The sequence below is a fragment of the Solirubrobacter phytolaccae genome (assembly GCF_027587195.1).
Taxonomy (GTDB): Bacteria; Actinomycetota; Thermoleophilia; order Solirubrobacterales; family Solirubrobacteraceae; genus Solirubrobacter; species Solirubrobacter phytolaccae.
The window spans coordinates 1-21,286 of record NZ_JAPDDP010000020.1; the positions used below are offsets into that span (position 1 = coordinate 1).

General features: G+C 71.5%; 17 protein-coding genes. 10 read left to right on the forward strand and 7 right to left on the reverse strand.

Annotated elements, in window-relative coordinates; genetic code table 11:
• From OJ997_RS13040 to OJ997_RS13050, 3 genes are all read left to right on the forward strand, one after another.
• The coding region (locus OJ997_RS13040; RefSeq protein ID WP_270025542.1) for an AAA family ATPase at positions 1-2,437 on the forward strand (2,437 nt) is incomplete at its 5' end.
• Positions 2,434-2,811, forward strand: coding sequence for a hypothetical protein (locus tag OJ997_RS13045; RefSeq protein ID WP_270025543.1), 378 nt, complete (start codon positions 2,434-2,436; stop codon positions 2,809-2,811). The genes OJ997_RS13040 and OJ997_RS13045, both read left to right, overlap by 4 nt.
• On the forward strand, positions 2,798-3,949 hold the full coding sequence (locus OJ997_RS13050) for a patatin-like phospholipase family protein (RefSeq protein ID WP_270025544.1): 1,152 nt from the start codon (positions 2,798-2,800) through the stop codon (positions 3,947-3,949). The genes OJ997_RS13045 and OJ997_RS13050 overlap by 14 nt, the downstream gene beginning before the upstream one ends.
• Here the strand turns inward: OJ997_RS13050 and OJ997_RS13055 are convergent.
• The 4 genes from OJ997_RS13055 to OJ997_RS13070 are packed head-to-tail and all read right to left on the reverse strand — an operon-like array spanning position 3,914 to position 7,440.
• On the reverse strand, positions 3,914-5,113 hold the full coding sequence (locus OJ997_RS13055) for an ArnT family glycosyltransferase (RefSeq protein ID WP_270025545.1): 1,200 nt from the start codon (positions 5,111-5,113) through the stop codon (positions 3,914-3,916). The genes OJ997_RS13050 and OJ997_RS13055 overlap by 36 nt on opposite strands.
• The gene (locus tag OJ997_RS13060) at positions 5,089-6,771 is read right to left on the reverse strand and encodes a methyltransferase domain-containing protein (RefSeq protein ID WP_270025546.1); all 1,683 of its coding nucleotides are present in this window, start codon (positions 6,769-6,771) and stop codon (positions 5,089-5,091) included. Before OJ997_RS13060 ends, OJ997_RS13055 begins: the two co-directional genes overlap by 25 nt.
• Positions 6,772-6,791: 20 nt before the next feature.
• A complete protein-coding gene (locus tag OJ997_RS13065; RefSeq protein WP_270025547.1) occupies positions 6,792-7,172 on the reverse strand; it encodes a hypothetical protein in 381 nt (126 codons plus the stop codon).
• 31 nt (positions 7,173-7,203) lie between these two features.
• A complete protein-coding gene (locus tag OJ997_RS13070; protein ID WP_270025548.1) occupies positions 7,204-7,440 on the reverse strand; it encodes a hypothetical protein in 237 nt (78 codons plus the stop codon).
• 147 nt (positions 7,441-7,587) lie between these two features.
• Between OJ997_RS13070 and larB the strand changes: the two genes are divergently transcribed.
• From larB to larE, 3 genes are all read left to right on the forward strand, one after another.
• Positions 7,588-8,256, forward strand: coding sequence for a nickel pincer cofactor biosynthesis protein LarB (gene larB, locus OJ997_RS13075; protein ID WP_270025549.1), 669 nt, complete (start codon positions 7,588-7,590; stop codon positions 8,254-8,256).
• The gene (gene larC, locus OJ997_RS13080) at positions 8,253-9,389 is read left to right on the forward strand and encodes a nickel pincer cofactor biosynthesis protein LarC (protein WP_270025550.1); all 1,137 of its coding nucleotides are present in this window, start codon (positions 8,253-8,255) and stop codon (positions 9,387-9,389) included. The genes larB and larC overlap by 4 nt, the downstream gene beginning before the upstream one ends.
• A 70-nt stretch (positions 9,390-9,459) precedes the next feature.
• Positions 9,460-10,260 carry an ATP-dependent sacrificial sulfur transferase LarE gene (gene larE, locus OJ997_RS13085; RefSeq protein WP_270025551.1) on the forward strand — a complete coding sequence of 267 codons (801 nt, stop codon included), beginning with the start codon at positions 9,460-9,462 and terminating at the stop codon, positions 10,258-10,260.
• On the opposite strand, the gene OJ997_RS13090 is transcribed toward larE, so the two are convergent.
• Positions 10,223-10,813, reverse strand: a complete 591-nt coding sequence (locus OJ997_RS13090) for a TetR/AcrR family transcriptional regulator (protein ID WP_270025552.1) — start codon at positions 10,811-10,813, stop codon at positions 10,223-10,225. The two genes, larE and OJ997_RS13090, sit on opposite strands and share 38 nt — an antisense overlap.
• Positions 10,814-10,845: 32 nt before the next feature.
• Between OJ997_RS13090 and OJ997_RS13095 the strand changes: the two genes are divergently transcribed.
• The 4 genes from OJ997_RS13095 to OJ997_RS13110 all read left to right on the forward strand — a co-directional run bounded on the left by OJ997_RS13095 (position 10,846) and on the right by OJ997_RS13110 (position 16,682).
• Positions 10,846-13,074, forward strand: coding sequence for an SDR family oxidoreductase (locus OJ997_RS13095; protein WP_270025553.1), 2,229 nt, complete (start codon positions 10,846-10,848; stop codon positions 13,072-13,074).
• Positions 13,074-14,216 (forward strand): zinc-dependent alcohol dehydrogenase, encoded by a 1,143-nt coding sequence (locus OJ997_RS13100; RefSeq protein ID WP_270025554.1) that lies wholly within the window; start codon positions 13,074-13,076, stop codon positions 14,214-14,216. The genes OJ997_RS13095 and OJ997_RS13100 overlap by 1 nt, the downstream gene beginning before the upstream one ends.
• A 17-nt stretch (positions 14,217-14,233) precedes the next feature.
• Complete coding sequence (larAH, locus tag OJ997_RS13105) at positions 14,234-15,847, forward strand: NPN-dependent hydroxyacid isomerase, LarAH14/15/16 family (RefSeq protein WP_372517891.1); 1,614 nt, start codon at positions 14,234-14,236, stop codon at positions 15,845-15,847.
• Positions 15,848-15,917: 70 nt separating this feature from the next.
• The gene (locus OJ997_RS13110; protein WP_270025556.1) at positions 15,918-16,682 is read left to right on the forward strand and encodes a lysophospholipid acyltransferase family protein; all 765 of its coding nucleotides are present in this window, start codon (positions 15,918-15,920) and stop codon (positions 16,680-16,682) included.
• Here the strand turns inward: OJ997_RS13110 and OJ997_RS13115 are convergent.
• Together OJ997_RS13115 and OJ997_RS13120 are read right to left on the reverse strand one after the other, a co-directional pair.
• Entirely contained in the window at positions 16,679-17,287 is a 609-nt protein-coding gene (locus tag OJ997_RS13115) for a hypothetical protein (protein WP_270025557.1), read from the reverse strand. The two genes, OJ997_RS13110 and OJ997_RS13115, sit on opposite strands and share 4 nt — an antisense overlap.
• The gene (locus OJ997_RS13120) at positions 17,284-21,096 is read right to left on the reverse strand and encodes a DNRLRE domain-containing protein (protein ID WP_270025558.1); all 3,813 of its coding nucleotides are present in this window, start codon (positions 21,094-21,096) and stop codon (positions 17,284-17,286) included. The genes OJ997_RS13115 and OJ997_RS13120 overlap by 4 nt, the downstream gene beginning before the upstream one ends.
• Positions 21,097-21,286: the final 190 nt, after the last annotated feature.

Here is a 21,286-nt window from a genome sequence, read left to right on the forward strand (position 1 = left end):
TGTCAAGCGGCTCGCCGCGCAGCGCGAGGTGCTTGACACGCGGCCCGACGGTGTGCTCGCCGTACGAACCGGCCGGGGCTCCTTCTACGATCGCGGGAGGCCAATGGACCCTGTGCTGAGAACCCTGTTGCTGGAGCGGCTCGGCGCCAGCGACCTCGACAACGAGGCCAAGGGCGTGATCGAGGCCGCGGCCGACAGCGCCGCGCCCGCGCCGACCACCGCGACGTCGCCGCCCGTGTGGTTGAAGGAGGTCACGGTCGAGGGGTTCCGCGGGATCGGTCGGCCGGCGACGCTCAAGCTCGACCCCGCGCCGGGCCTCACCGTCGTGGTCGGCCGCAACGGCAGTGGCAAGTCGTCGTTCGCGGAAGGGCTGGAGCTGCTGATGACCGGCGCGCTCAAGCGCTGGGAGAAGCGGCCGAAGGCGTGGAGCGAGACGTGGCAGTGCCTGCACCACACCGAGCCGACCGCGATCGCCGCGCAGCTGCAGCTCGAGGGCGGCGAGGTCGTGACGCTCGACCAGGAGTGGCCGCACGGCGCGCCCTATGGCGATGCGAGTGGTCGGGCAGCGCCGGCGCAGGTCCTCGCCGAGCACGGCTGGGACCGCGACCTGCCGAGCTTCCGGCCGTTCCTCGCGTACGCGGAGCTGGCGACGATGTTCGACACGCTGAGCTCGCTGTATGACGCGCTCACGCCGGTGCTCGGGCTCGGTGACCTGGACGCGCTCGCGGCGCAGCTCGCCACCACGCGTCTGGCCCTCGACGGGCAGCGCAAGGCGGTCACCGCCGAACGCGACCAGCTCCTCGCCCGGCTGAGCCCGGACGACGATCGGCACGCGCTCGTCAACGCCGCGATCGGCGGCCGCAAGCCCGACCTGTCGCAGCTCACGGGGCTGCTGGAGGAGACGCCGAGCTACACGGAGGACCTGACGCTGCTGCGGCGGCTCGCCGCGCTGCACCTGCCGACGGACACCGACATCCGCGACGCGTTCCAGGACCTGAAGGCCGCCGAGCGCGCGCACGCCGACGCGAGCGCCACGGACGCCGCGCGCGCGACGAACCTCGCGGTGCTGCTGCGCAAGGCGCTCGCCTTCAAGGACCCCGCGACGCTCACCGACGACTGCCCGGTGTGCAAGACGCCGGGCGTGCTGGACGAGGCGTGGGTCAGCGCCGCCCAGCAGGAGGCCGCGCAGCTCGAGGAGCAGGCGCAGGCGCTCACGTCGGCCAACGCGAAGCTCACCGGCGCCCGTCGCCGCGTCGAGTCGCTGCTTGACGGCAACGCGCTCGCCGCCCCGCTCGCCGCGCGCCACCTCGGGCTCATCGAGGACGAGCTGGAGCTCCCGCGCGAGACCGAGGCAGAGCTGAAGGCCTCGGTCGCCACGCTGCGCGAGCTCACGCAACGCGCCGCGACCGAGCTCGAGCGCAAGGGCGCCGCCTGGCAGGAGCTCGCCGGCCAGCTGCGCGGGTGGCTCGCCCGCGCGCGGGAGGTCGAGACCGGCGCCACCACGCTGAAGGCGATCAAGGACGCCGAGAAGTGGCTCAAGGGCGCCACGGACGAGCTGCGCCGCGAGCGCTTCGCCCCGATCAGCCAGTCCGCGATCGCCAACTGGCAGGAGCTCCGTCAAGGATCGAGCGTCGACCTGCACGAGATCACGCTCAAGAAGGTCGGCAAGGGCGGCCGCGCGGACTTCGACGTCCGCGCCGACGACACCGAGGCCAACGCGCTCGGCGTGATGAGCCAGGGCGAGCTGCTCGCGCTCTCCGTCTCCGTCTTCCTGCCGCGCGCCGCGCTCGAGGAGTCGCCCTTCCGCTTCGCCGTGATCGACGACCCGGTGCAGGCGATGGACCCGGCGAAGGTCGACGGCCTCGCGAAGGTCCTGCACCGCGCCGCCCGCACGCGCCAGATCGTCGTCTTCACCCACGACGACCGCCTGCCGGAGGCGATCCGCCGCCTCCGACTCGACGCGACGATGCTCCACGTCGACCGCCGCGCGCAGTCCTCGGTGGACGTCCAGGTCTCCCGCAGCCCGGTGCAGCGCTACCTCGACGGCGCCCGCGGCTACGCCAAGCCGGACCGGCTCCCGCCCGAGGTCCAGGCGCGCGTCGTCCCGATGTTCTGCCGCAGCGCGGTCGAGGCCGCCGCCGCGAACATCGTGCGCCGACGCGCCGCCCAGCACGGCACCGACCTCAACGAGGCCGACGACCAGATCGCCGAGGCGCGCAGCCTCCGCGAGACGCTCGCGCTCGTCCTGTTCGGCGACGCCGGCCGCCACGGCGAGGTCGGCGGCGAGATCAAGCGCCGCTACGGCGACCCGAGCGCCGCGCTCGTCACCGCGCTCAACCGCGGCGCGCACGGGAACGCGCTCGAGCGCGAGACGCTGACCCGGCTTCCGGACACCACGCGCAGCTTCATCCGCGACCTGGAGACGACGTCCAAGTGAGCGAGCGCCTCACCGTCTCCAAGGTGCTGGACGAGGCCCAGCGCCAGCTCGACGAGTTCGACCCGCGCACGTCCGGCGCCTGGCCGCACGCCGCCGCGGCGCTCATCCGCCAGTCGCTGGAGCGCACGGTCGACGTGTTCTGGAACGACAAGTCGGCCGGGATGCTGGAGACGAGCATGCGCGACCGCTGGGTATGCCTGCCCGCCTACCTCGGCGACAAGCCCGAGGCGCGCGAGGCGGACTTCGCCTGGACGGCGCTCTCGAACGCCTGCCATCACCGCGCCTATGAAGTCGGGCTCACGCAGGACGAGCTGCGCACGCACCTCGTCACCGCGCGCGAGTTCCTCACGACGGTCGCTCGTGCCCTCGCGTAACCCGGTCGGCCTCGTCCTCGCCGGCGGCGGCGCGCGCGGCGCGTACGAGGCGGGCGTGCTGTCCGTCCTGCTGCCCGCGCTGCCGGTCAACGAGCGCCCGAACATCATCGTCGGCGCGAGCGTCGGCGCGATCAACGGCTCCTACATCGCCGCGACCGTCCCCGACGGCGGCGACCCCACGCTGGCCGCCGGCCGGGAGGTGTGGGAACGCCTGCACTGGGGCGACGTGATGGCGACGCCGTCGCTCAAGGACCTGGAGCGCCTCGCCCGCGGCGCCGTGAACTTCACGGGCCTGCTGTCGCTCGATATCCCGTCGCTGCTGGACACGACGCCGCTCGGCCCGACGCTGGACCGCGTGATCCCGTTCGACGCCATCGGCGAGCACGTCGCGAACGGGCAGCTGATCACCGCCGCGGTCGTGACGCTGTCCGCGCGCACGGGCCGCAGCATCGTCTTCCACACGGGCGGCACGCCGGACAACGTGCGCGACGACAAGCGCGCGATCGACTACGTCCCGACCGCGCTGACCGAGACGCACGTGCGCGCGTCCTCCGCGATCCCCGCCCTGTTCCCGGCGGTCCGGCTGGACGACGGCTGGCACTTCGACGGCGGCACGCGCCTGAACGCGCCGATCAAGCCCGCGCTCGCGTTCGGCGCGCGGCGCGTGATCGTGATCGGGCTGCACTCGATCGCGCCCGGCCAGGCCGGCGGCGACGAGCGCCCGGACCTCGCCGCGGGCGCCGCGCTCGTGCTCGACGCGCTGCTCGCCGACCCGCTCGTCGAGGACCTGCAGACGCTCACCACGATCAACCGGCTCGCCGGCCCGGAGCGGCGGATCCCGTACATCTTCGTCGCGCCGCCCGAGCGCGACACGATCGGCCAGATCGCCCGCGAGGTCTTCCGCAAGCACTACGGCGGGCTGCTGCACGCGGCCCGCGCGCCGCAGCTCGCGTTCCTCGGCCGGCTGATCGACGCCGACGCCGACCCGCTGCACGGCGAGCTGCTCAGCTACCTGTTCTTCGCGCCCGAGTTCGCCCGCGCGCTGATCGAGCGTGGCCGGGCCGACGCCGAGGCGTGGCTGGCCGAGCCGCACGACGAGGGCCTATGGGACCTGGGTCCGCTTGGTCGTGAGCGCTGAGAGCGCCAGCGCGGCGAGCATGATCACGAACGGGTCGATCGCCATCCGGTAGCGGGGCGTCTCGACCACCAGGAAGACCACGCCGAGGTACATCAGCACGGGAACGCTCCACAGCCACAGCGGCGCCTCCCGCGCACGCCGCGTGAACGCGCCCCCGATCGCCAGCAGCGCGAACGCCCAGAAGCAGACGATCCCCGCGGCGCCCGCGCGCTTGCCGGCGCTGACCGTGCCGGCGGTGTGGATCGCCCAGTCCCAGCCGCCGAGGTCGAGCATCCGGCGCGAGGTCCAGTAGGCGACTTTGAAGGGCGAGCCCGGATGGTCCTTGATGTAGTCGAGCGAGGCGCTGCGCAGCTCCTTCTCCAGCACGGCCTCGTTGGTCTCGCGCACGCGGTTGAAGATCGGCCGGTAGTCGTCGACGCGCTTGAGCGACATCCACGCGGCCGGGTTCTCCGTGTTGTTCATCGCCTCGCTGTTGTAGGTGCCGGCGAGCGCGGAGCCGAGCTGCGTGGAGACGGGCACGAAGTGGTCGAGCACGACGTAGTTGCGGATCGTCCAGGGCACGATCGTGAGCGCGCACGCGACGACCATGATCAGCGCGGGCTTGGGCCCTTTCCACACCGCCCAAGCCAAGGGCAGCAGCAGGATCAGCGCGTTCGCCCGACCGAGCACGGCCAGCCCCATCAGCACACCCGCGGCGAGCGGCCAGCGCCTGATCGCACACGCGATCGCGCCGAGCAGGCAGAGAACGAACAGCGGCTCGCTCATCACGGACTGCCCGACGAGGATCAGCGGGATGTAGACGGCGGCGAGCGCCATCGCGATCAGCGCCACGCGTGAGCTCCACATCTGCGCGCAGATCACGCCGATCAGGCCGACGATGCCCGTGCCGACGAGCGCGTTCGCGAGCCGCGCCCACTCCAGCGACGGGCCGAAGAGCCAGTACACGCCCGCCAGGAAGATCGGGTACGCGGGCGGCCGGAACGCGGTCTCGCGGCCGTAGCTGAGCGCGAACCCGTCCCCGTTGGCGATCGAGATCGCGTGCCGGTTGTAGTCGAGCGCGTCGTGCACGAGCCGGTAGTCCGGCGTCGCGAACACCCACGCGACGCGGATCGCCAGCGCGGCGACGAGGATCGCGACGGCTACTCGTCGCGTGCTGAAAGCCATGCAGCGGGTCGGCGGAGCAACGTCCAGCGGCGGTCCAGCCGGTAGCGGCCGAGCACCCACAGCGTCTTCAGCGCGTAGCGCAGGCTCGTGAGGAAGTCGACGGAGGACGCCTCGTGGAAGTACCGCGTCGGGATCGGGATCTCGACCACGCGCGCGTTGCGCGACAGGACCTGGGCGAAGATCTCCTGGTCGAACACGAAGTCGTCCGAGTTGCGCAGGAACGGGACCGAGCGCAGGAAGTCGGCGCTGAAGGCCCGGTAGCCCGTGTGGTACTCGCTGAAGCGCACGCCGAAGACCGCGTTCTCGATCCCGGTCAGCAGCCGGTTGCCGACCCACTTCCAGCGCGGCATCCCGCCCGCGACCGCGCGGTCGACAAGCAGCCGTGAGCCGATCACGACGTCCGCGTCGCCGGCGAGGATCGGCTCGGCCATGTCGGCGACGAGGCCCGGGTCGTACTGGTTGTCGGCGTGCACCATCACGATCACGGCCGCGCCGTCGCGCAGCGCCCGCGTGTAGCCCGTCTTCTGGGAGGCGCCGTAGCCGCGGTTCGTGGGATGGCGAAGGACGTTCAGGCCGTGCAGGAGCGCGACGTTCGTGGTCTCGTCGGGGGACGCGTCGTCGATCAGCAGCGCGGAGTCGGCGGCGCCGGTGGGCATCTCCGCGACGACGTCAGGAATGGTCCGCACCGCCCGGTACGCGGGCAGCACGACGTGGATCGGCGCGCGGCCGTTGGCGTGGTAGAGCAGCGGGTGGTCGGCGAGCGTGACCGGCGTGCGGTGCGCGAGGATCACGCGCTCGTCGTACAGGCTGAGCGAGAGCTTCACCGGCGGCATCCGGTCCGCGACGGCGTTGAGCGGCCTCGAGAGCGGGCCGAGCCGCTCCGCCAACCCGCCTACCCAGCGCTTGGCGGCGAACGTGCGCACGAACGGGACGTCCTCGGAGATCACGAGCCCGGTGGCGGACAGCAGCTCGCGCAGCGTGCGGCGCGGCAGCAGGACCGTGTGCGCGGGCAGGTAGCCCCACCAGCGCGCGCCGGCGACCTTCGCGGTGAGCGAGGCCGGGTCGGGCGTGACCACGCACAGCACGCCGCTGGACCGCAGCAGCGCGGCGCACTGGTCGATCGCGGCCACCGGATCGTCGAGGTGCTCGATCACGTCGGCGAGGATCACCACGTCGAACGCGCCGGGCGAGTCACCGTTCGTGCCCTCGCTGAAGGCCTCGAGCGGCACCTCGCGCACGTCCAGCCCGAGCGTCTCGCGCGCGTGCTGCGCGTTCTGGCGGCTCAGCTCCAGCCCGACCGTCTCGTAGCCGCGCTTGCGGGCTTCGTCGAGCAGGAGGCCGTGACCGCAGCCGACGTCGAGCAGCCGCCCGCGCGGGCGGTGCGCGCCGACCAGGTCGAGCAGGCGGTTGGCGGTCGCGCGCCGGCCTTCCTCCTCGGCGAGGTAGTCGTCGTCGCGCATCTCGCGGTACAGGTCGTGCAGCGCCTCGCCCTGTGGCAGCACGGGCTGCTGGATCGTCCCGCACTCGAGGCAGCCGAGCAGGTCGCCGTGCTGGCCGACCACGTGCGCGGAGGGCGAGAAGTGGGCAGCCGTCAGCGCGGCGCCGTTGCCGGGCACGCGTAGCTCGAGCTCCCCGGAGCAGATCCGGCACACCGCCATTCGGGGCGGCAAGCTACCAGCTACGTCAGCGCTTCACGCGCGTTGTAGATGTCGTCCGTGGCGATCACGACGCGGTCGCCGCCGAGCGCCGTGTACGCGAGGTCCACGTTCACGTTGCCTTCGGCGAGCTGGATCATCACGTCCACCAGCCCACCGGGGCCGACCGGCACCACGAGCACTTCCCGCGTGTCGGCGACCCGCAGGCGCTCCCGTTCGAGCGCCGCGGTGACGACCTTCACGTCGTCGTTGTCGACCAGCGCGTGCACGAAGCCGTGCTCGTCGCCGGTGAACGCCGCGATGCCGCGAAGGTGCACGCCGGCCGAGACCGCGACCTCGGCTACCCGCGCCAAGCCGCCAGGCTCGTCACGCAGCACAACGGTGAGATCGGTCGCGATCACCATCGCGCCGAGCATCATCCCACGCGGAGCACCCTCATGTCGTATGGACCAGGGTCGACGCCCCATGCTGTTCGCGCACCGCCCGGTACGCGTAGGGGTGATGAAAGACGTCGAGGGCGCGCTCGCCGGGGAGCACGACCACCTCGAACGCGTCGTCGGTCTTGGCGTCGGCGACCGCCACCGTGACCTGATCGGAGGCCGCGTCCCAGAACATGGTCACGTAGATGCCGTCGTGGGCGCGGTAGGCGAGCTCGTGCACGGTGGTGGTCATGGAGGAATCCTCGGGTCGGCGGGTGGTTGGGTGAATCCTCCTCCGGGGTGAACGTTCTCCCCACCGGGCCAGCCCGCCTTCTGTGGCCGTGCAACCCGCCGGTCCCGGTGGGGCCAGCCGTACCCCGCGGATAACCTGCGAGCCCAGATGGACTCTTTTGCCGACCTCGGGTTCGCGCGGGTGGACACCAGCCGCGAAGCGCGCCAAGGCGCCCCCGAGGCGATCGTGGCCGAGGGCAAGACGCCCGCGGAGATCAGCGCGATCGCGCAGGCGCTGCTGGACGCCGAGGCGAGCAGCGTGCTCGTGACGCGCGCCGACGCGGCTGCTCGCGCCGCGCTGCGTGAGGTGGCGCCCGACGCGCAGGAGGACGAGCGGGCGCGGCTCGCGTGGGTCGCTCGCAACGTGCCGGCGCCCGAGGGCGTGGTCGCGATCGTCTCCGGCGGGACGTCGGACCTGCCGGTCGTGCGCGAGGCGCAGGTGCGGGCGGAGCTGCTCGGGACCGAGGTGCTCGTGCACGTAGACGCAGGGGTGGCCGGGCTGCACCGGCTGGAGCCCGCGCTGCCGGACCTCAAGCGCGCGCACTGCGTGATCGTCGTGGCCGGGTGGGACGCGGCGCTCGCGTCCGTGGTCGGCGGGATCGTCGCCGCGCCGGTGATCGCGGTGCCGACGAGCACCGGGTACGGCGCGACGTTCGGCGGTGTGAGCGCGCTGCTGGCCATGCTCACGAGCTGCGCCGCGGGCGTGGCCGTGGTGAACATCGACGACGGATTTGGCGCCGGCACGATCGCTGCGCGGATCGCGAGGCAATCGAAGTGATCCTGTACGTGGACTGCATCGGCGGGGTCGCCGGGGACATGCTGCTCGGCGCGCTGCTGGACGCGGGTGCAACGGTCGACCTGTCGCCGTTCGACCTCGCAGTCGAACGCGGGACCGCCGACCGGCACGGCATCACCGCCGTCACCACGACCGTGACCGGCGCGGCGGAGCAGCCGCACCGCGACTGGGGGACGATCCGCACGCTGATCGCCGAGGCCGGGCTGCCGGAGCGCGTCGAGGCCCGCGCGCAGGAGGCGTTCAAGCGGCTCGCGATCGCCGAGGGCCGGATCCACGGCATCGAGCCCGAGCGGGTGCACTTCCACGAGGTCGGCGCGATCGACGCGATCGGCGAGATCGTCGGCGTCGCGCTCGCGCTGGAGTCGCTCGGCATCGACAAGGTGCTGTGCTCGCCGCTGCCGATGGGCCGCGGGTTCGTCAAGGCCGCGCACGGCAACCTGCCGCTGCCCGCGCCCGCCACGTTGGAGCTGCTCAAGGGCGCGCCGATCCACGGTGTGGAACTGGAGATGGAGCTCGTCACGCCGACGGGCGCCGCGCTCGTCGCCGCGCTGGCCGAGGGCTACGGACCGCTGCCGCGGATGACGCTGCATTCCACCGGCTACGGCGCCGGCACGCGTGACCTGAAGCCGTTCCCGAACGTGGTGCGCGTGATCCTCGGCACCGAGGCGACCACGGGCACGATCAGCCTGATCGAGGCCAACCTCGACGACTTCCTGCCCGAGCTGGCGCCCGACGCCGCCGCCGCGTGCTTTGAAGCCGGCGCGGTCGACGTCTGGACCACGCCGGCCCAGATGAAGCGCGGCCGCCCGGGCTTCGTCATCTCCGCCCTTGCCCGTCCGGGTGACGAGCGCGCCGTGATCGACGCGATGCTGCGCGAGACCAGCAGCCTCGGCGTGCGCGTCGCGCACCTGGACCGCGTCGAGCTCGAACGCGACTTCCTCACCGTCGAGGTCGCCGGAGAGCCCGTCCGGATCAAGGTCGGCCGCCGCGAAGGCAAGGTCGTGAACCTCGCCCCCGAGCACGCCGACTGCGAGCGCGCGGCGCGAATCGCGGGTGAGCCCGTGAAGACGGTATGGGCGCGTGCCCTCGCCGCGGCCCACGAGGCAGTCGCATGACTCGCGCTGCGCGCTCGCATGCTTCGGCAGGAACTCGCCTTGCGGCTCGCTCCTGCGGCGAGGTTTCCTCGTGACCGGGCCCGGGCTCGCCGCGCTCGAGCGCGAGGTCGCCGCGCTCGGCCACGCCGTCGTCGCGTTCTCCGGCGGTGTCGACTCGTCCGTCGTCGCCGCGATCGCCTTCCGCGCGCTGGGCGACAAAGCCCGGGCCGTGACCGCCGTGTCCCCGTCCGTCGCGAGCGGCGAGCTCGAAGGCGCGCAGCGGGTGGCGGCACACATCGGCATCACGCACGAGCTCGTCAGCACGAACGAGCTCGCCCGCGACGGCTACCGCGCCAACGGCCGCGACCGCTGCTACTTCTGCAAGTCCGAGCTCTACGGCACGCTCGCCGCGCGTTATCCGGGTGTCCCGCTGCTCAGCGGCGCCAACAAAGACGACCAGGGCGACTGGCGACCGGGCCTGAAGGCCGCGGCCGAGCACGACGTCGTCCACCCGCTCGTCAACACGAGCAAGGACGAGGTCCGTGAGCTCGCGCGCCTGCTCGCCCTGCCCAGCGCGGAGAAGCCCGCTTCCCCCTGCCTGGCGAGCCGCATCCCCTACGGCACCGGCGTGGACCCCGAGACGCTCGCGCAGATCGACCGCGCCGAGCAGGCCGTGAAGGCGCTCGGGTTCCCGGTCATCCGCGTCCGCCACCACGGCATCCTCGGCCGGCTGGAAGTCGCCATCGAGGACCTGGACCGCGCGCTGTCAGCCGAGCCCGGCATCGTCCGGGCGATCAAGCGCGCCGGCTACCAGCACGCGGTGATCGACATCAAGCCCTTCAAGAGCGGCCGGCTCAACGTGGAGCCAGCGCGTCCCGCAACATCGCCGTGAGCGCGGCGCCGAAGCGCTCGCGCGCCTCCGCCGACGTCGGGTCGCCGCCGAACAGCCGGGCGCGGAAACCGGCGTCGGAGAAGTAGGTCGAGACCGCTCCGTAGACGATCTGCATCAGCTCGCTGGGGTCGTGCTCGCGCAGCCGGCCGGCGGCCATCTCGCGCTCCAGGAACGCGATCGCGCGGTCCAGGAACGGCCGCATGTGCTCGGCCATCGCGCCCTCGAGCCGGCCGCCGCCCTCGATCGCCTCGCGCCGCCAGATGACGACGAAGTCCGCGTGCGTGGCGAAGAACTCCATGCCCGCCCGGACCAGCGCCGCGACACGGTCGAACCCGAGCGGCGCGACCGCCACGACCTGCGAGGTCATCACCGCCCAGTCCGCCATGGCCTGCTCGATCACGGCGGCGTAGAGCCGTTCCTTGGACTTGAAGTGGTACAGCAGCGTGGGGTGCGTCAACCCCGCCCGCTCGGCGATGTCCTGCAGCCGCGCGCCGTAGCCGTGGAGCGCGAACTCGCCACGTGCAGCCTCCAAAATGCGGGCCTGAGAGGGCATCTACTGACACGTTAGTAGAGAGCCTTGGTACGGTGCTCGCTCTGCCTGACGAAGACGTATTCCCCGCGACCATTCGCGAACGCCTGGCCGGCCAGACGGTGCTGCTCACCGGTGCCTCCGGCTTCCTCGGCAAGGCCGTGCTCGGCCAGATCCTGCGCGAGCTGCCCGAGACCGAGGTCGTCGTGCTGCTGCGCGGCGACGCCGCCAAGCGCCTCTCGGACGAGATCCTCCCCAGCGGCCCGTGCGCGGGCCTCGACGGCTCCCGCGTGCGCCCCGTCAGCGGCGACCTGGGCCGCGAGGGCCTGCAGGGCCTGGAAGGCATCGACGTCGTCATCCACTGCGCCGCGTCCGTCTCCTTCGAGCAGCCGCTCGACGAGGCGCTCGAGCTCAACGCCAAGGGCCCGGCCCGGCTGCTCGAGTCGGTCCGCGCCGGCGGCAGCGACCCCTACTTCATCCACGTCTCCACGGCCTACGCGGCCGGCATGCGCACCGGGCTCGTGCTCGAGAAGCCGTCCGGCACCGCGCCGACGGAGCCGTGGCTGGACCTGAACGCCGAGCTGGACGCCGCGAAGGCCTGGCGGCGGGACATCGAGGCCGAGTCGCGGCTGCCGCAGCACCAGCACCGCTTCGTCGCCGAGGCGCACCGCGCGATCGGCCCGGCCGGCGGCCCGGCGGTCGGCACGCGCGCCGAGATCCTGCGCTACGAGTGGGTGCGTGACCAGCTGACCGAGCGCGGTCGCGAGCGCGCCCGCGCCCTCGGCTGGAGCGACACCTACGGCCTGTCCAAGGCACTCGGCGAGCGCACGCTGATCACGGCCAACCCGCGCAACCTGACCATCGTCCGCCCGGCGATCGTCGAGTCCGCGCTGCACACGCCGTACCCCGGCTGGATGGAGTCGCTGAAGGTCGCCGACCCGATCATGCTCGGCTACGGCGCCGGCATCATCCCCGGCCGCTTCGGCGCCAACCGCAGCATCCGGATCGACATCATCCCCGTCGACTTCGTGGCCAACGCGTGCCTCGCGGCCGCCGCGCACCCCCCGGAGACGCCGCGCGTGTTCAACGTGAGCACCGGGATGCGCAACCCGTTCACGATCGGCGACCTCGCCGAGGTGACGACGAAGTACTTCCGCGAGCGCCCGCTCCCGGACGAGGACGGCCTGCCGGTCAGCGTGCCCGACTGGAACTTCTCCTCGGCCGGCAGCATCCTCACGAAGATCAACCGCGCGAACGCCGTGCTCGAGCGCGGCCGCACGCTCGTGGACAAGCTGCCGATCCCGCGCAGCAACGACGTCGAGCTCCGGCTGCACAAGAACCAGCGCAAGCTGGACCGGCTGAAGCGGCTCAACGAGATCTACCGCCCGTACGGCGAGCTGGACTGCGTCTTCGACGACCGCAACGCCCGCGCGCTCCTCGAGTCGCTGCATCCCGAGGACCGCGAGCGGTTCGGGTTCGACGTCGACGAGATCGACTGGGACCACTACATGGAGGAAGTCCACCTCCCGGCGCTGCGCAAGATCGCCGTGCCGCCCGCGCCCGGGCCGAAGAAGACGCGCTCGGCCGGCCGTCGCCCCGTGCCCGAAGGTCCGCCCGCGCTCGCGCTGTTCGACGTCGAGGGCGTCGTGCTGGACTCCACCGTCGCGCACTTCTACGCCTGGCTGCGCACGCGCGACATGCCCGAGCTGGACAAGCTCGTGTGGACGGCCGGCGCCGCGACCAAGGTCCCGAGCTGGATCATCGAGGACCGCCGCTCGCGCACCGCGTTCAACCGCAACTTCTACAAGCTCTACAAGGACCTCCCGGCGCGCGAGCTCAAGCGCCAGGCCGAGGACGCTCTGGCGGACTTCATCCAGCCGCGGATCCAGAACGAGGCCGTGCGCCGCATCCGCGAGCACAAGCGCCGCGGGGACCGCGTGATCCTGATCACGAGCGCCCTGGACTTCCTCGTCGAGCCGCTCAAGCACCTCGCGGACGAGGTCCACGCCGCCAAGCTCGTCGAGCGCGTCGGGCGCTTCACGGGCGAGCTGGAGGAGCCGCCGCTGACCGCCGACGGTCGCGCGTCCCTGGCTGCCCGCCTGGCCGCCGACCACGGCGTCGAGCTGAGCGACTGCCACGCCTACGGCGACTCGCTCGCCGATCTGCCGCTGCTCGAGCTCGTCGGCCATCCGCACGCGATCAACCCCGACTTCCGGCTCTCCCGTGAGGCGCGGCGTCGCCGCTGGCCGATCGAAGCGTGGAGCACCGAGAAGGCCGCGATCTAGTGCAGGCCTTGACGTACACGCCGTCGGTGGCCAAGTACGTGGCGCAGCGCGCGAAGCTTCCGGGCTCCGGCGCGCTGGCGCTCGCCGAGGTTCGGCCCCCACGCATGCCCGGCCCGGGCTGGCTGCCCGTGCGGCCCAAGCTCACCGGCATCTGCGGCTCGGACCTCGCGCTCGTGACCGGCAAGGCCTCGCTGCACCTGGCGACGCTCACGAGCACGCCGTTCGTCCCCGGTCACGAGATCGTGGGCGAGATCGGCGCGGGCCCGCGGCGCGGCGAGCGCGTCGTCGTCCAGCCCGCGCTCGGCTGCACCGTGCGTGGCGTCACGCCCCCGTGCACGGAGTGCGCGCAGGGCCTGCCGGCGCTGTGCCGCAACGTGATCGACGGCAACCTGTCCGCCGGCCTGCAGACCGGCTTCTGCCGCGAGACCGGCGGCGGCTGGAGTGAAGGCCTCGTCGCGCACGAGTCGCAGCTGCACACCGTGCCCGACGACCTCTCCGACGAGGACGCGGTGCTGGTGGAGCCGCTCGCGTGCGCGCTGCACGCCGCGCGCCAGGCGGACGTCCAGCCGGGCGAGACGATCGCGATCATCGGCGCGGGCACGATCGGGCTGCTGACCTTGGCGGCCGTGCGCGAGGCCGCGCCCTCCGCCACGATCATCGTCGTCGCCAAGCACGCGGGCCAGCAGACCGCCGCGCGCCGCTTCGGCGCCGACGACGTCTTCACGCCCGAGAACCTCTACATCGAGGGCGCGCGGGTCACGCATTCCCGGAGATTGGTCGGTCATTTGAACCGCGAGATGTTGCTCGGCGGCTTCGACCGTGTACTTGACTGTGTGGGGACGGGAATGAGCATCGAGCAGTCGATCACGATCACGCGTCCGCGTGGCCGGGTCGTCCTCGTCGGGATGCCGGGTGAGCTGAAGGCCGACCTCGCCGCGGCGTGGCTGCGCGAGCTCGAGCTGCGGGGCGCGTACGGCTACGAGCACGACTTCCCCGCCGCCCTGAACTTCGCCCGTACGTTGAAGCCGGGTCGGTTGATCGACCGCGGTTGGCCGCTGCGCAGCTTCCAGAAGGCTTTGGAGACTGCGCCCAAATCCGCACGCGCAGGTCGCGTCAAGACCGTCTTCGAGATCGCCGCATGAGCATCGCTCCGACCCGCATGATCGAGCGCACCAAGCGCCGCCAGCCCGCCACCGAGCGTGAGGCGTGCGTCGTCGAGGTGCACGAGCACTCGCCGCCGACGCTGTTCCACTCCGGCGAGCAGTTCCGGCTCGAGCGGCTGCCCGTCGGCTCCCGGATCGTCTATCCGCCGCCGCCCATGAAGGGCCTCATCGACGTCGATGCCGCGATCTGCGCCGCGCTCGACTCACCCTTGGGCATGGACCCGCTCGACTCGCTGCTGCGACCGGGCATGAAGCTGACGATCGCGTTCGACGACATCAGCCTTCCGCTCCCGCCGATGAAGCTCCCGGACATCCGCGGGCGGGTCATAGAGCACGTGCTCGAGCGCGCCTACCGGGCCGGCGTCGAGGACATCCACCTGATCGCGGCGCTCGCGCTGCACCGGCGGATGACCGCGGCCGAGCTCAAGCGCGCCGTCGGCTCCCGGATCTTCGACGAGTTCTATCCCGACCGGCTCTACAACCACGACGCCGAGGATCCCGACGGCATCGTGGACCTGGGCAAGACGCGCCACGACGAAGACGTGGAGCTGTCCAAGCGGGCCGCCGAGTCGGACCTGCTGATCTACGTGAACATCAACATCGTCTCGATGGACGGTGGCCACAAGTCGGTCGCGGTCGGCCTGGGCACGTACAACAGCGTCAAGGCCCACCACAACGTGCACACGATGCGCCACTCGAAGTCCTTCATGGACCCGAGCAAGTCGGAGATGCACAACAGCACCAACCGGCAGGGCGACATCGTCGAGGCGGCCGTCCCGATCTTCCACATCGAGACGACGCTCAACAACGACATGTTCGACGGGCCTTTGAGCTTCCTGGCCAAGCCCGAGGCCCGCTGGACGGCGCGTGAGCAGACGACGTTCGCGGCGCTCAAGCGCACGACGGACCGGATGAACCCGAAGCTGCGGCGCGCGGCCTTCCACAAGTCGACGGCCCCGTACTCGATCACCGGCGTCCAGGCGGGCGCGGTCGGGCCCGTCCACGAGGTCACGCTCGAGCACGTCGCCGCGCAGCAGGCCGTGTACGTGAAGGGCCAGGCGGACATCGTCACCGCCGGCCTGCCGTACGTCGGCCCGTACAACGTCGACTCGATCCTGAACCCGATCCTCGTCATGTGCATGGGGCTCGGGTACTTCTTCAACCTCTACCAGGGCGTGCCCCTGGTGCGCGAGGGCGGCGTGATGATCTTCACGCACCCCGTCAAGCGCGAGTTCCACCCGGTGCACCACCCCTCGTACGTGGACTTCTACGAGGAGGTCCTGAGCGAGACGAAGGACCCGGCGGAGATCGAGCGGCGCTTCGAGAAGAGCTACGCCGAGGACGAGTGGTACCGCCACCTGTACCGGACGAGCCACGCCTACCACGGCGTGCACCCGTTCTACATGTGGTACTGGGGCGCGCACGGCCTCCAGCACCTCGGTGACGTGATCTTCGTCGGCGGCGACGCCGAGGCCTGCCGCCGCCTGGGCTTCCGCCGCGCCGACACGATGCGCGACGCGCTCGAGATGGCCGAGCAGGTCGTCGGCCGCGATCCGTCGCTCACCCACTTCCACTGCCCGCCGCTGTTCTACGCGCAAGTCGAGGCCTGATGCTCGCCCAAGGGCTCGCATCCGGGGCGAGAACTCGCCCAGGGGCTCGTTCTCGCGCTCGAGGTGTTTTGTGAAGTTCGCCTCTGGCGGGCGTCGGCTGGAGAAGCTCGCCGGTTCGAACAAGGCGGGAAGCCGGGCGCCGTCGGCGCCTTCCAAGTGGCGCACGGTCTCGGCGGGCAAGGACCCGTGGTCCGAGCGCGGCGTCGAGGACCAGGCCTGGCTGCGTGAGCCGCGCCCGGCGCTGATCCGCGAGCTCGCCCAGCAGGCGCTGCTCTTCCCGGCCACCCGGGCGGTCGCGATGCCGACCATCATCGGCGCCGAGGACCTCGTCCACGCGCCGCAGCCGGCGATCCTCGCGCCCAACCACGAGAGCGACATCGACACGCCGCTCGTGCTGCTCGCGCTCCCGCACGCCTGGCGCTCCCGCACCGTCGTCGGCGCGGCGAGCGACCGCTTCTACCGCAAGCGCGGCTACGCCCTCGCGGCCGGCTTCTGGATCAACACCTTCCCGTTCGACCGCGGCGGCGGCCAGCGCCGCGGCCTCGCCGCGGCGGCCGCCCACCTGCGCGACGGCCGCAACGTGATGCTCTTCCCCCAGGGCACCCGCGGAGCCGGCCCTGAGGGTTACCGCGCGGGCGTCGCCGAGCTCGCGCTGACCGCCGGCGTCCCGATCATCCCGATCCACATCGAGGGCACCGCGCTCGTCATGCCCAAGGGCCGCGGCCTGAACCGCCGCGGCAAGACGAAGGTCACCTTCGCCCGCCCGCTGCAGCCCCGCCCGGGCGAGACGCCCGATCAGCTCACCGCACGCCTGCAGGACTCGATCGAGCACTAACAGCGGACGAGGGTGACCACGTCCCCCGGGTGGAGCTCGACGCGCTTGAGCTCACGCCCCGTGGCATCACGTACGCTCGCGTAATAGACGCGCAGTCGCGTGGTCCCGCGGGCTCGATGCCGCCGTGTGCGCGCCTCGGCGACGAAGTACCGCAGGTCGCCCCCGAGCTGCGACGGCGCCTCCATCAACGTCACGCGCGTGGGGAGCGCACCGCCGCGCCCGGTGACGAGCTTCACGTCGGTCGCGCCGCGGTCCACCGCACCGTACGCGAACGCGCGCCCGGCGCAGACGTCCTCGAAGCTCTCGAACTCCTCGGTCGGCACCCCGGTCTCGCCACCGGCCGGGCAGACCCGCTCACGCGGCTCGCGCGGCCGGAGGTTGAGGCACTGCTCCCCGCGTCCCTCGCTCGAGAGCCGGACACGCAACCGCCAGCGCTCACCCCATTGGAACCGCCCGATCCCGGCAGTGACCCAGTCCGAGGCAGGCGCGGCGACCGGTCGGCCACTGGACTCCGGGCGAGCGGTGCCGCAGCCGGTGAGGCACAGCACGAATGCCGCGATCACGCCGGCGGCTACGCCGCCCGAAGTCCAGGGCCGGAGGTTCACTGCGCCGGATACTGCTTCCGCATGCCGTTCACGTCACCACGGTAGAGCCGCCGCCAACCGGTGGAGTTCTCCCGAGCCACGCCGAACATCGCCTGCAGCGCATCGTCGTCGTGCGCGAGGCCGATCGAGTGACCGGTCTCGTGGATGGCGACCGCGTACAGGTCGTAGCAATTGGGGCTACCGGCGGCGGTCTTGGTGCAGTTGTCCAGCGGGTTGATGAACTGGCCCGTGTTGGTTCCGACCGAGCCGAGATAGAGCCTGACCGCCGTGTTGTAGCGCTGATTGGCCTCGTTCATGCGGGTGCCGTTCGCGTTGAGCGACCGGGCCGTGCAGCCGACCGGCACGGCCATGCCGCCACAGCTGCCCGCGGCCATCTCGGCGAAGTCGACGGTGTTCGCGCAGTTGGTCGCGTTCGTCCCGTTCGGACAGTTGCGCTGCGTCGCGCTGAACCTCCGGTTGGTGGGGGACGAGTCGTAGATCGCGCGGAAGTTCACCTGGTCACGGAAGCCGCAGTTGTCCCGCGTGCTGTTCCAGGCCTGGTGACCCTCGATGACCCGCTGACGCGCCCGCACGTGGCCGCCCAGCCCGCTGCGGTTGAAGCGGTAGGTGTATTCCCGCGCATCCCACTTCGGGTACAGCTCGTAGCTGAGGCGGCTGTTGGCGCCACAGCCACGGGCGTTCTCGTCGATCCCGGCCGGCAGCTCCTCCAGCGAACGAGCGGCGGACGCGGCCGGCTCGAAGTCCCCCACCGTGGGCGGCTGAGGCTCCGGGATGCCTTTGCTCCGTGCTTCCGCGAGGCCGGCGGCGAACGCCGGATCGTCAGGGCTGACCAGCATCGCATCCAATACGAACAGCTGGTCGTAGCGGTCACGGCGAGTGGTCTCCGTCGTGACGTACTCCGTGGTCCCACTGGGCAGCTCGAACGCTTCCACGCGCTCCGCGTACGTGACCTCGTCGGCCGCGTTGCACTGCGTCACGCGGTACGTGTCGTCCGCGTAGAACAGCGTCCACTGGGGATTGGCCGACGTCCCGCCGGTCGTGTATCCGACGCCGCCCATCGCCGTCGCGAGCTCCGCGTCGGGCGTGCACGTGTAGACGCTGCGGGCCGCGGGTGAGTCGTCCGGGTCGGTGGTGTCGGGCTGCCCGTCCGGTACGACGGTGAACGACGTCGTCGCCGTGTTGTTGGCGAAGTCGGTCGCGGTGACCGTCACCGTCATGCCGCTCGGAGCGACGTAGTTGTCGGGGTTGAACTCGAGCTCCGCGTCGAGCACGCACGAGTCGCCCGGGCACTCGGCCCGGTCGGTCAGCGTGACCTGCGAGGTGGGAGCCCCGTTGAGCACCTGTGAGGCACCCGTGAGGTTGATGGCGATCTGCTTGACGCCGGACTGCGGCGCGCTCGAGTTGCCGTCAGTGGCCATCACGAGCAGGTCCGAGTCGTCCGGCACCGTGTGCGACGTCGTCTGCCCGCGCTCGTACAGCAAGCCGTCGAGCGCGATCACCGGTGGCGTCGTGTCCGTGCTGGTGCACGAGCAGATCACACGGGTCACGACGCCCGTGCGGTCCGAGCAGTAGGTGTACGTCACGCTGCCGGAGGTCACGGTCGTCTTGGTCGCGTCGGTCGCCGGGTCGCACGGCGAGCTCGCCGCGGCGTAGGCGAACGTCGTGCTCGTCACGGTGCTCCCGACGGTGCGCTGAGCACTCGTGACGCGGCCCTGTCCGTCGTAGCCGAACGCCATCGTCGTGCCCGAGGACTCCGCGATCGACGTGAGCGGTCCGCGGAAGCCGTCGTGCGTGTACGTGCTCGTCCGCTCCGGCGTCTGGACGCTGGTGAGCATCCCTCCGCTGTCATGGTTGTAGTTCACGGTACGCCCGCTCGTCTGGTCGACGATCGTGTCGATCCGGCCCGCCGTGTCCCGTTCTTGCAGCAGGGTCCGGTTGGCGTCGACGATCGTGCGACGGCGGTTCGCGTCCTCCTGGCCGAACGTCACTGTGCTGGCGCCGCGCACGATGCTCTGCGTCCGCCAGTGGTACGGATCCGGGAACCCCGTGTACGCGCTCTCGGCGGCGTCGGCGGGCTGCAGGCGGACCGTGTACGAGCCGTCGGGGTTCGCCGACAGCGCCGCATGGTTGCTGGCCGGCGTGAAGTAGCCGCCGCCACCGTCCGGATAGAACGTCAGCTCGGCACCGCTCGGGAGCCCGACCTGGATCGAACCGTCCCAGTCCGGGACGCCCACGTAGAGGCCATCGCCGTGATGGTTCGTCCAGCCCGGGCCGAGCTGGCCCCAGACCCGCCACGTCGCGAACGAGTTGAACGTACGCGCCAACCCTTCCTCGAACCCGCTAAAGGGCGCGTCGGTCGCGTCGACGAGCAGGTTGCCGTTGGCCGGGTTCACACGCACCGCGTGCGTCGCGGTGTCGGGCGCGTCGACCAGCGTGTAGTTCCCGAGCTGGCCGACCGCCGGCATCCAGTCGACATCGATGTACGGCGCCTGCGAGGCGTCACCGTCGCTGGAGGTGAAGCGGAACTGGCTCTGCGGCGACCCGGTCGGGGTCTGCAGCACGAAGCCGTGGTTCGGAAGCGCTCGAGCCACCCACTTGCGGACGAGCTCGGTCGGCTCCCACGCGGTCCAGAAGCCCGGCTGCCCGATGGTGCGCACGGGCCCTTCGACGGCGGGGTCGATCGCTCCGGCGGGCCAGGCCGTGCTGCCGTTCGTCGTGTTCCAGGTCGCGGCGTTCGTCCACGGGACCGTCAGCCGATGCAGCTCGATGCCGGTCGGCGACGTGCTCCCGGTGCTCTGGTTGTGGTAGAGGGCGAACCAGCCTTCGAGCACCTGCGCGTCCGGCGGGATCGCGTCCTCCACCGCGAACCGGAAGGTGGGCTTGAGCTCACCGCTCGAGGTGCGGCCGACGCGCAGGTAGGCAAGGCTGCAGGTGGACGTCGTGGGCGTCGAGCTGTCCAAGAAGCAGTCCTGGTCGGCCTTGGAGAAGCGCAGCAGCCCGTCGACCCAGTAGACGTCGGGGTCGAGGGCAACGGGGAACGCGCGTGCCTTGTCGCGCAGCCAGCCCCGGTCCGTGCTGACCGTGAGCGTCCAGGCGGAGCCTGCGCGCGAGAGCCCGAACGTGGCACGCCCCGTCACGCCCTTGGCGTCGACGATCGTCGGGGCCGCGAAGCCGAAGCGCACGTTGTCGGCGGCATCGACGAACGCGACGCCCCCGTCGCGGGTGAGCCGGGGCTGGAGGCCACGGCTGGCGTCGACCCGATAGCGGAAGCTGTCCGGCGCCTTCGCGGAAGCCAGCGAGAGCACCTCGCGGACACCGGCACCGTGCACCGTGTAGCGCGCGGTCACCTCTTGGGACACGCGATAGGTCGCCGTGTCACCGTCGAGCGTCGGCGCGGCGGTCTCCTCACCCAGGAGCGCGAAGCTGACCCAGCGACCGTCGGCCTCCACGCGAACGGGAGCGGCCAGCGAGCGCGGCAGGCGCGCGTCGAACGCGTTGGCGGCGTTGCGTGCCGCGAAGGCGCCGCCGGTGGCCAGCAGCCGGTTGTCGATCGGGCGCCAAGTGGCACCGTCATCGACCGAGAAGTTCAGCGGCTGTTCTGAGACTCGCGTGATGAAACGGCCGTCCTGCCCGGCCCGCTGATACGTCCGCGAGAACCGCGTGCGCTCCGACGTGAGCTCGGCGCCTGCAACCGTCGGCGTCGCGTCGCGCGTGCCCGTCAACGATCCGAGCGGCGTGCCTGCCCGGCTCAGCGCGTCGACGCCGGTGCTCGCGCTCGCCTCGGTCCCGAGCACCAGGCTCGAAAGCACCACACATCCAGCGGCGACCACGTGTGATCGCCGAATGGACCCCGTCGAAGCACGCGCCCGCGCACGTGCAGCCAGAGCTGTCATTTCTCCCCCACTCCTAAGCGAGGAGCAATCTCCTCAGCGCCCCCAATGTGACACGTAAAGGCGAGATTCCCCGATCATTTAAATGATGCGTAACTAAAGTGACGTG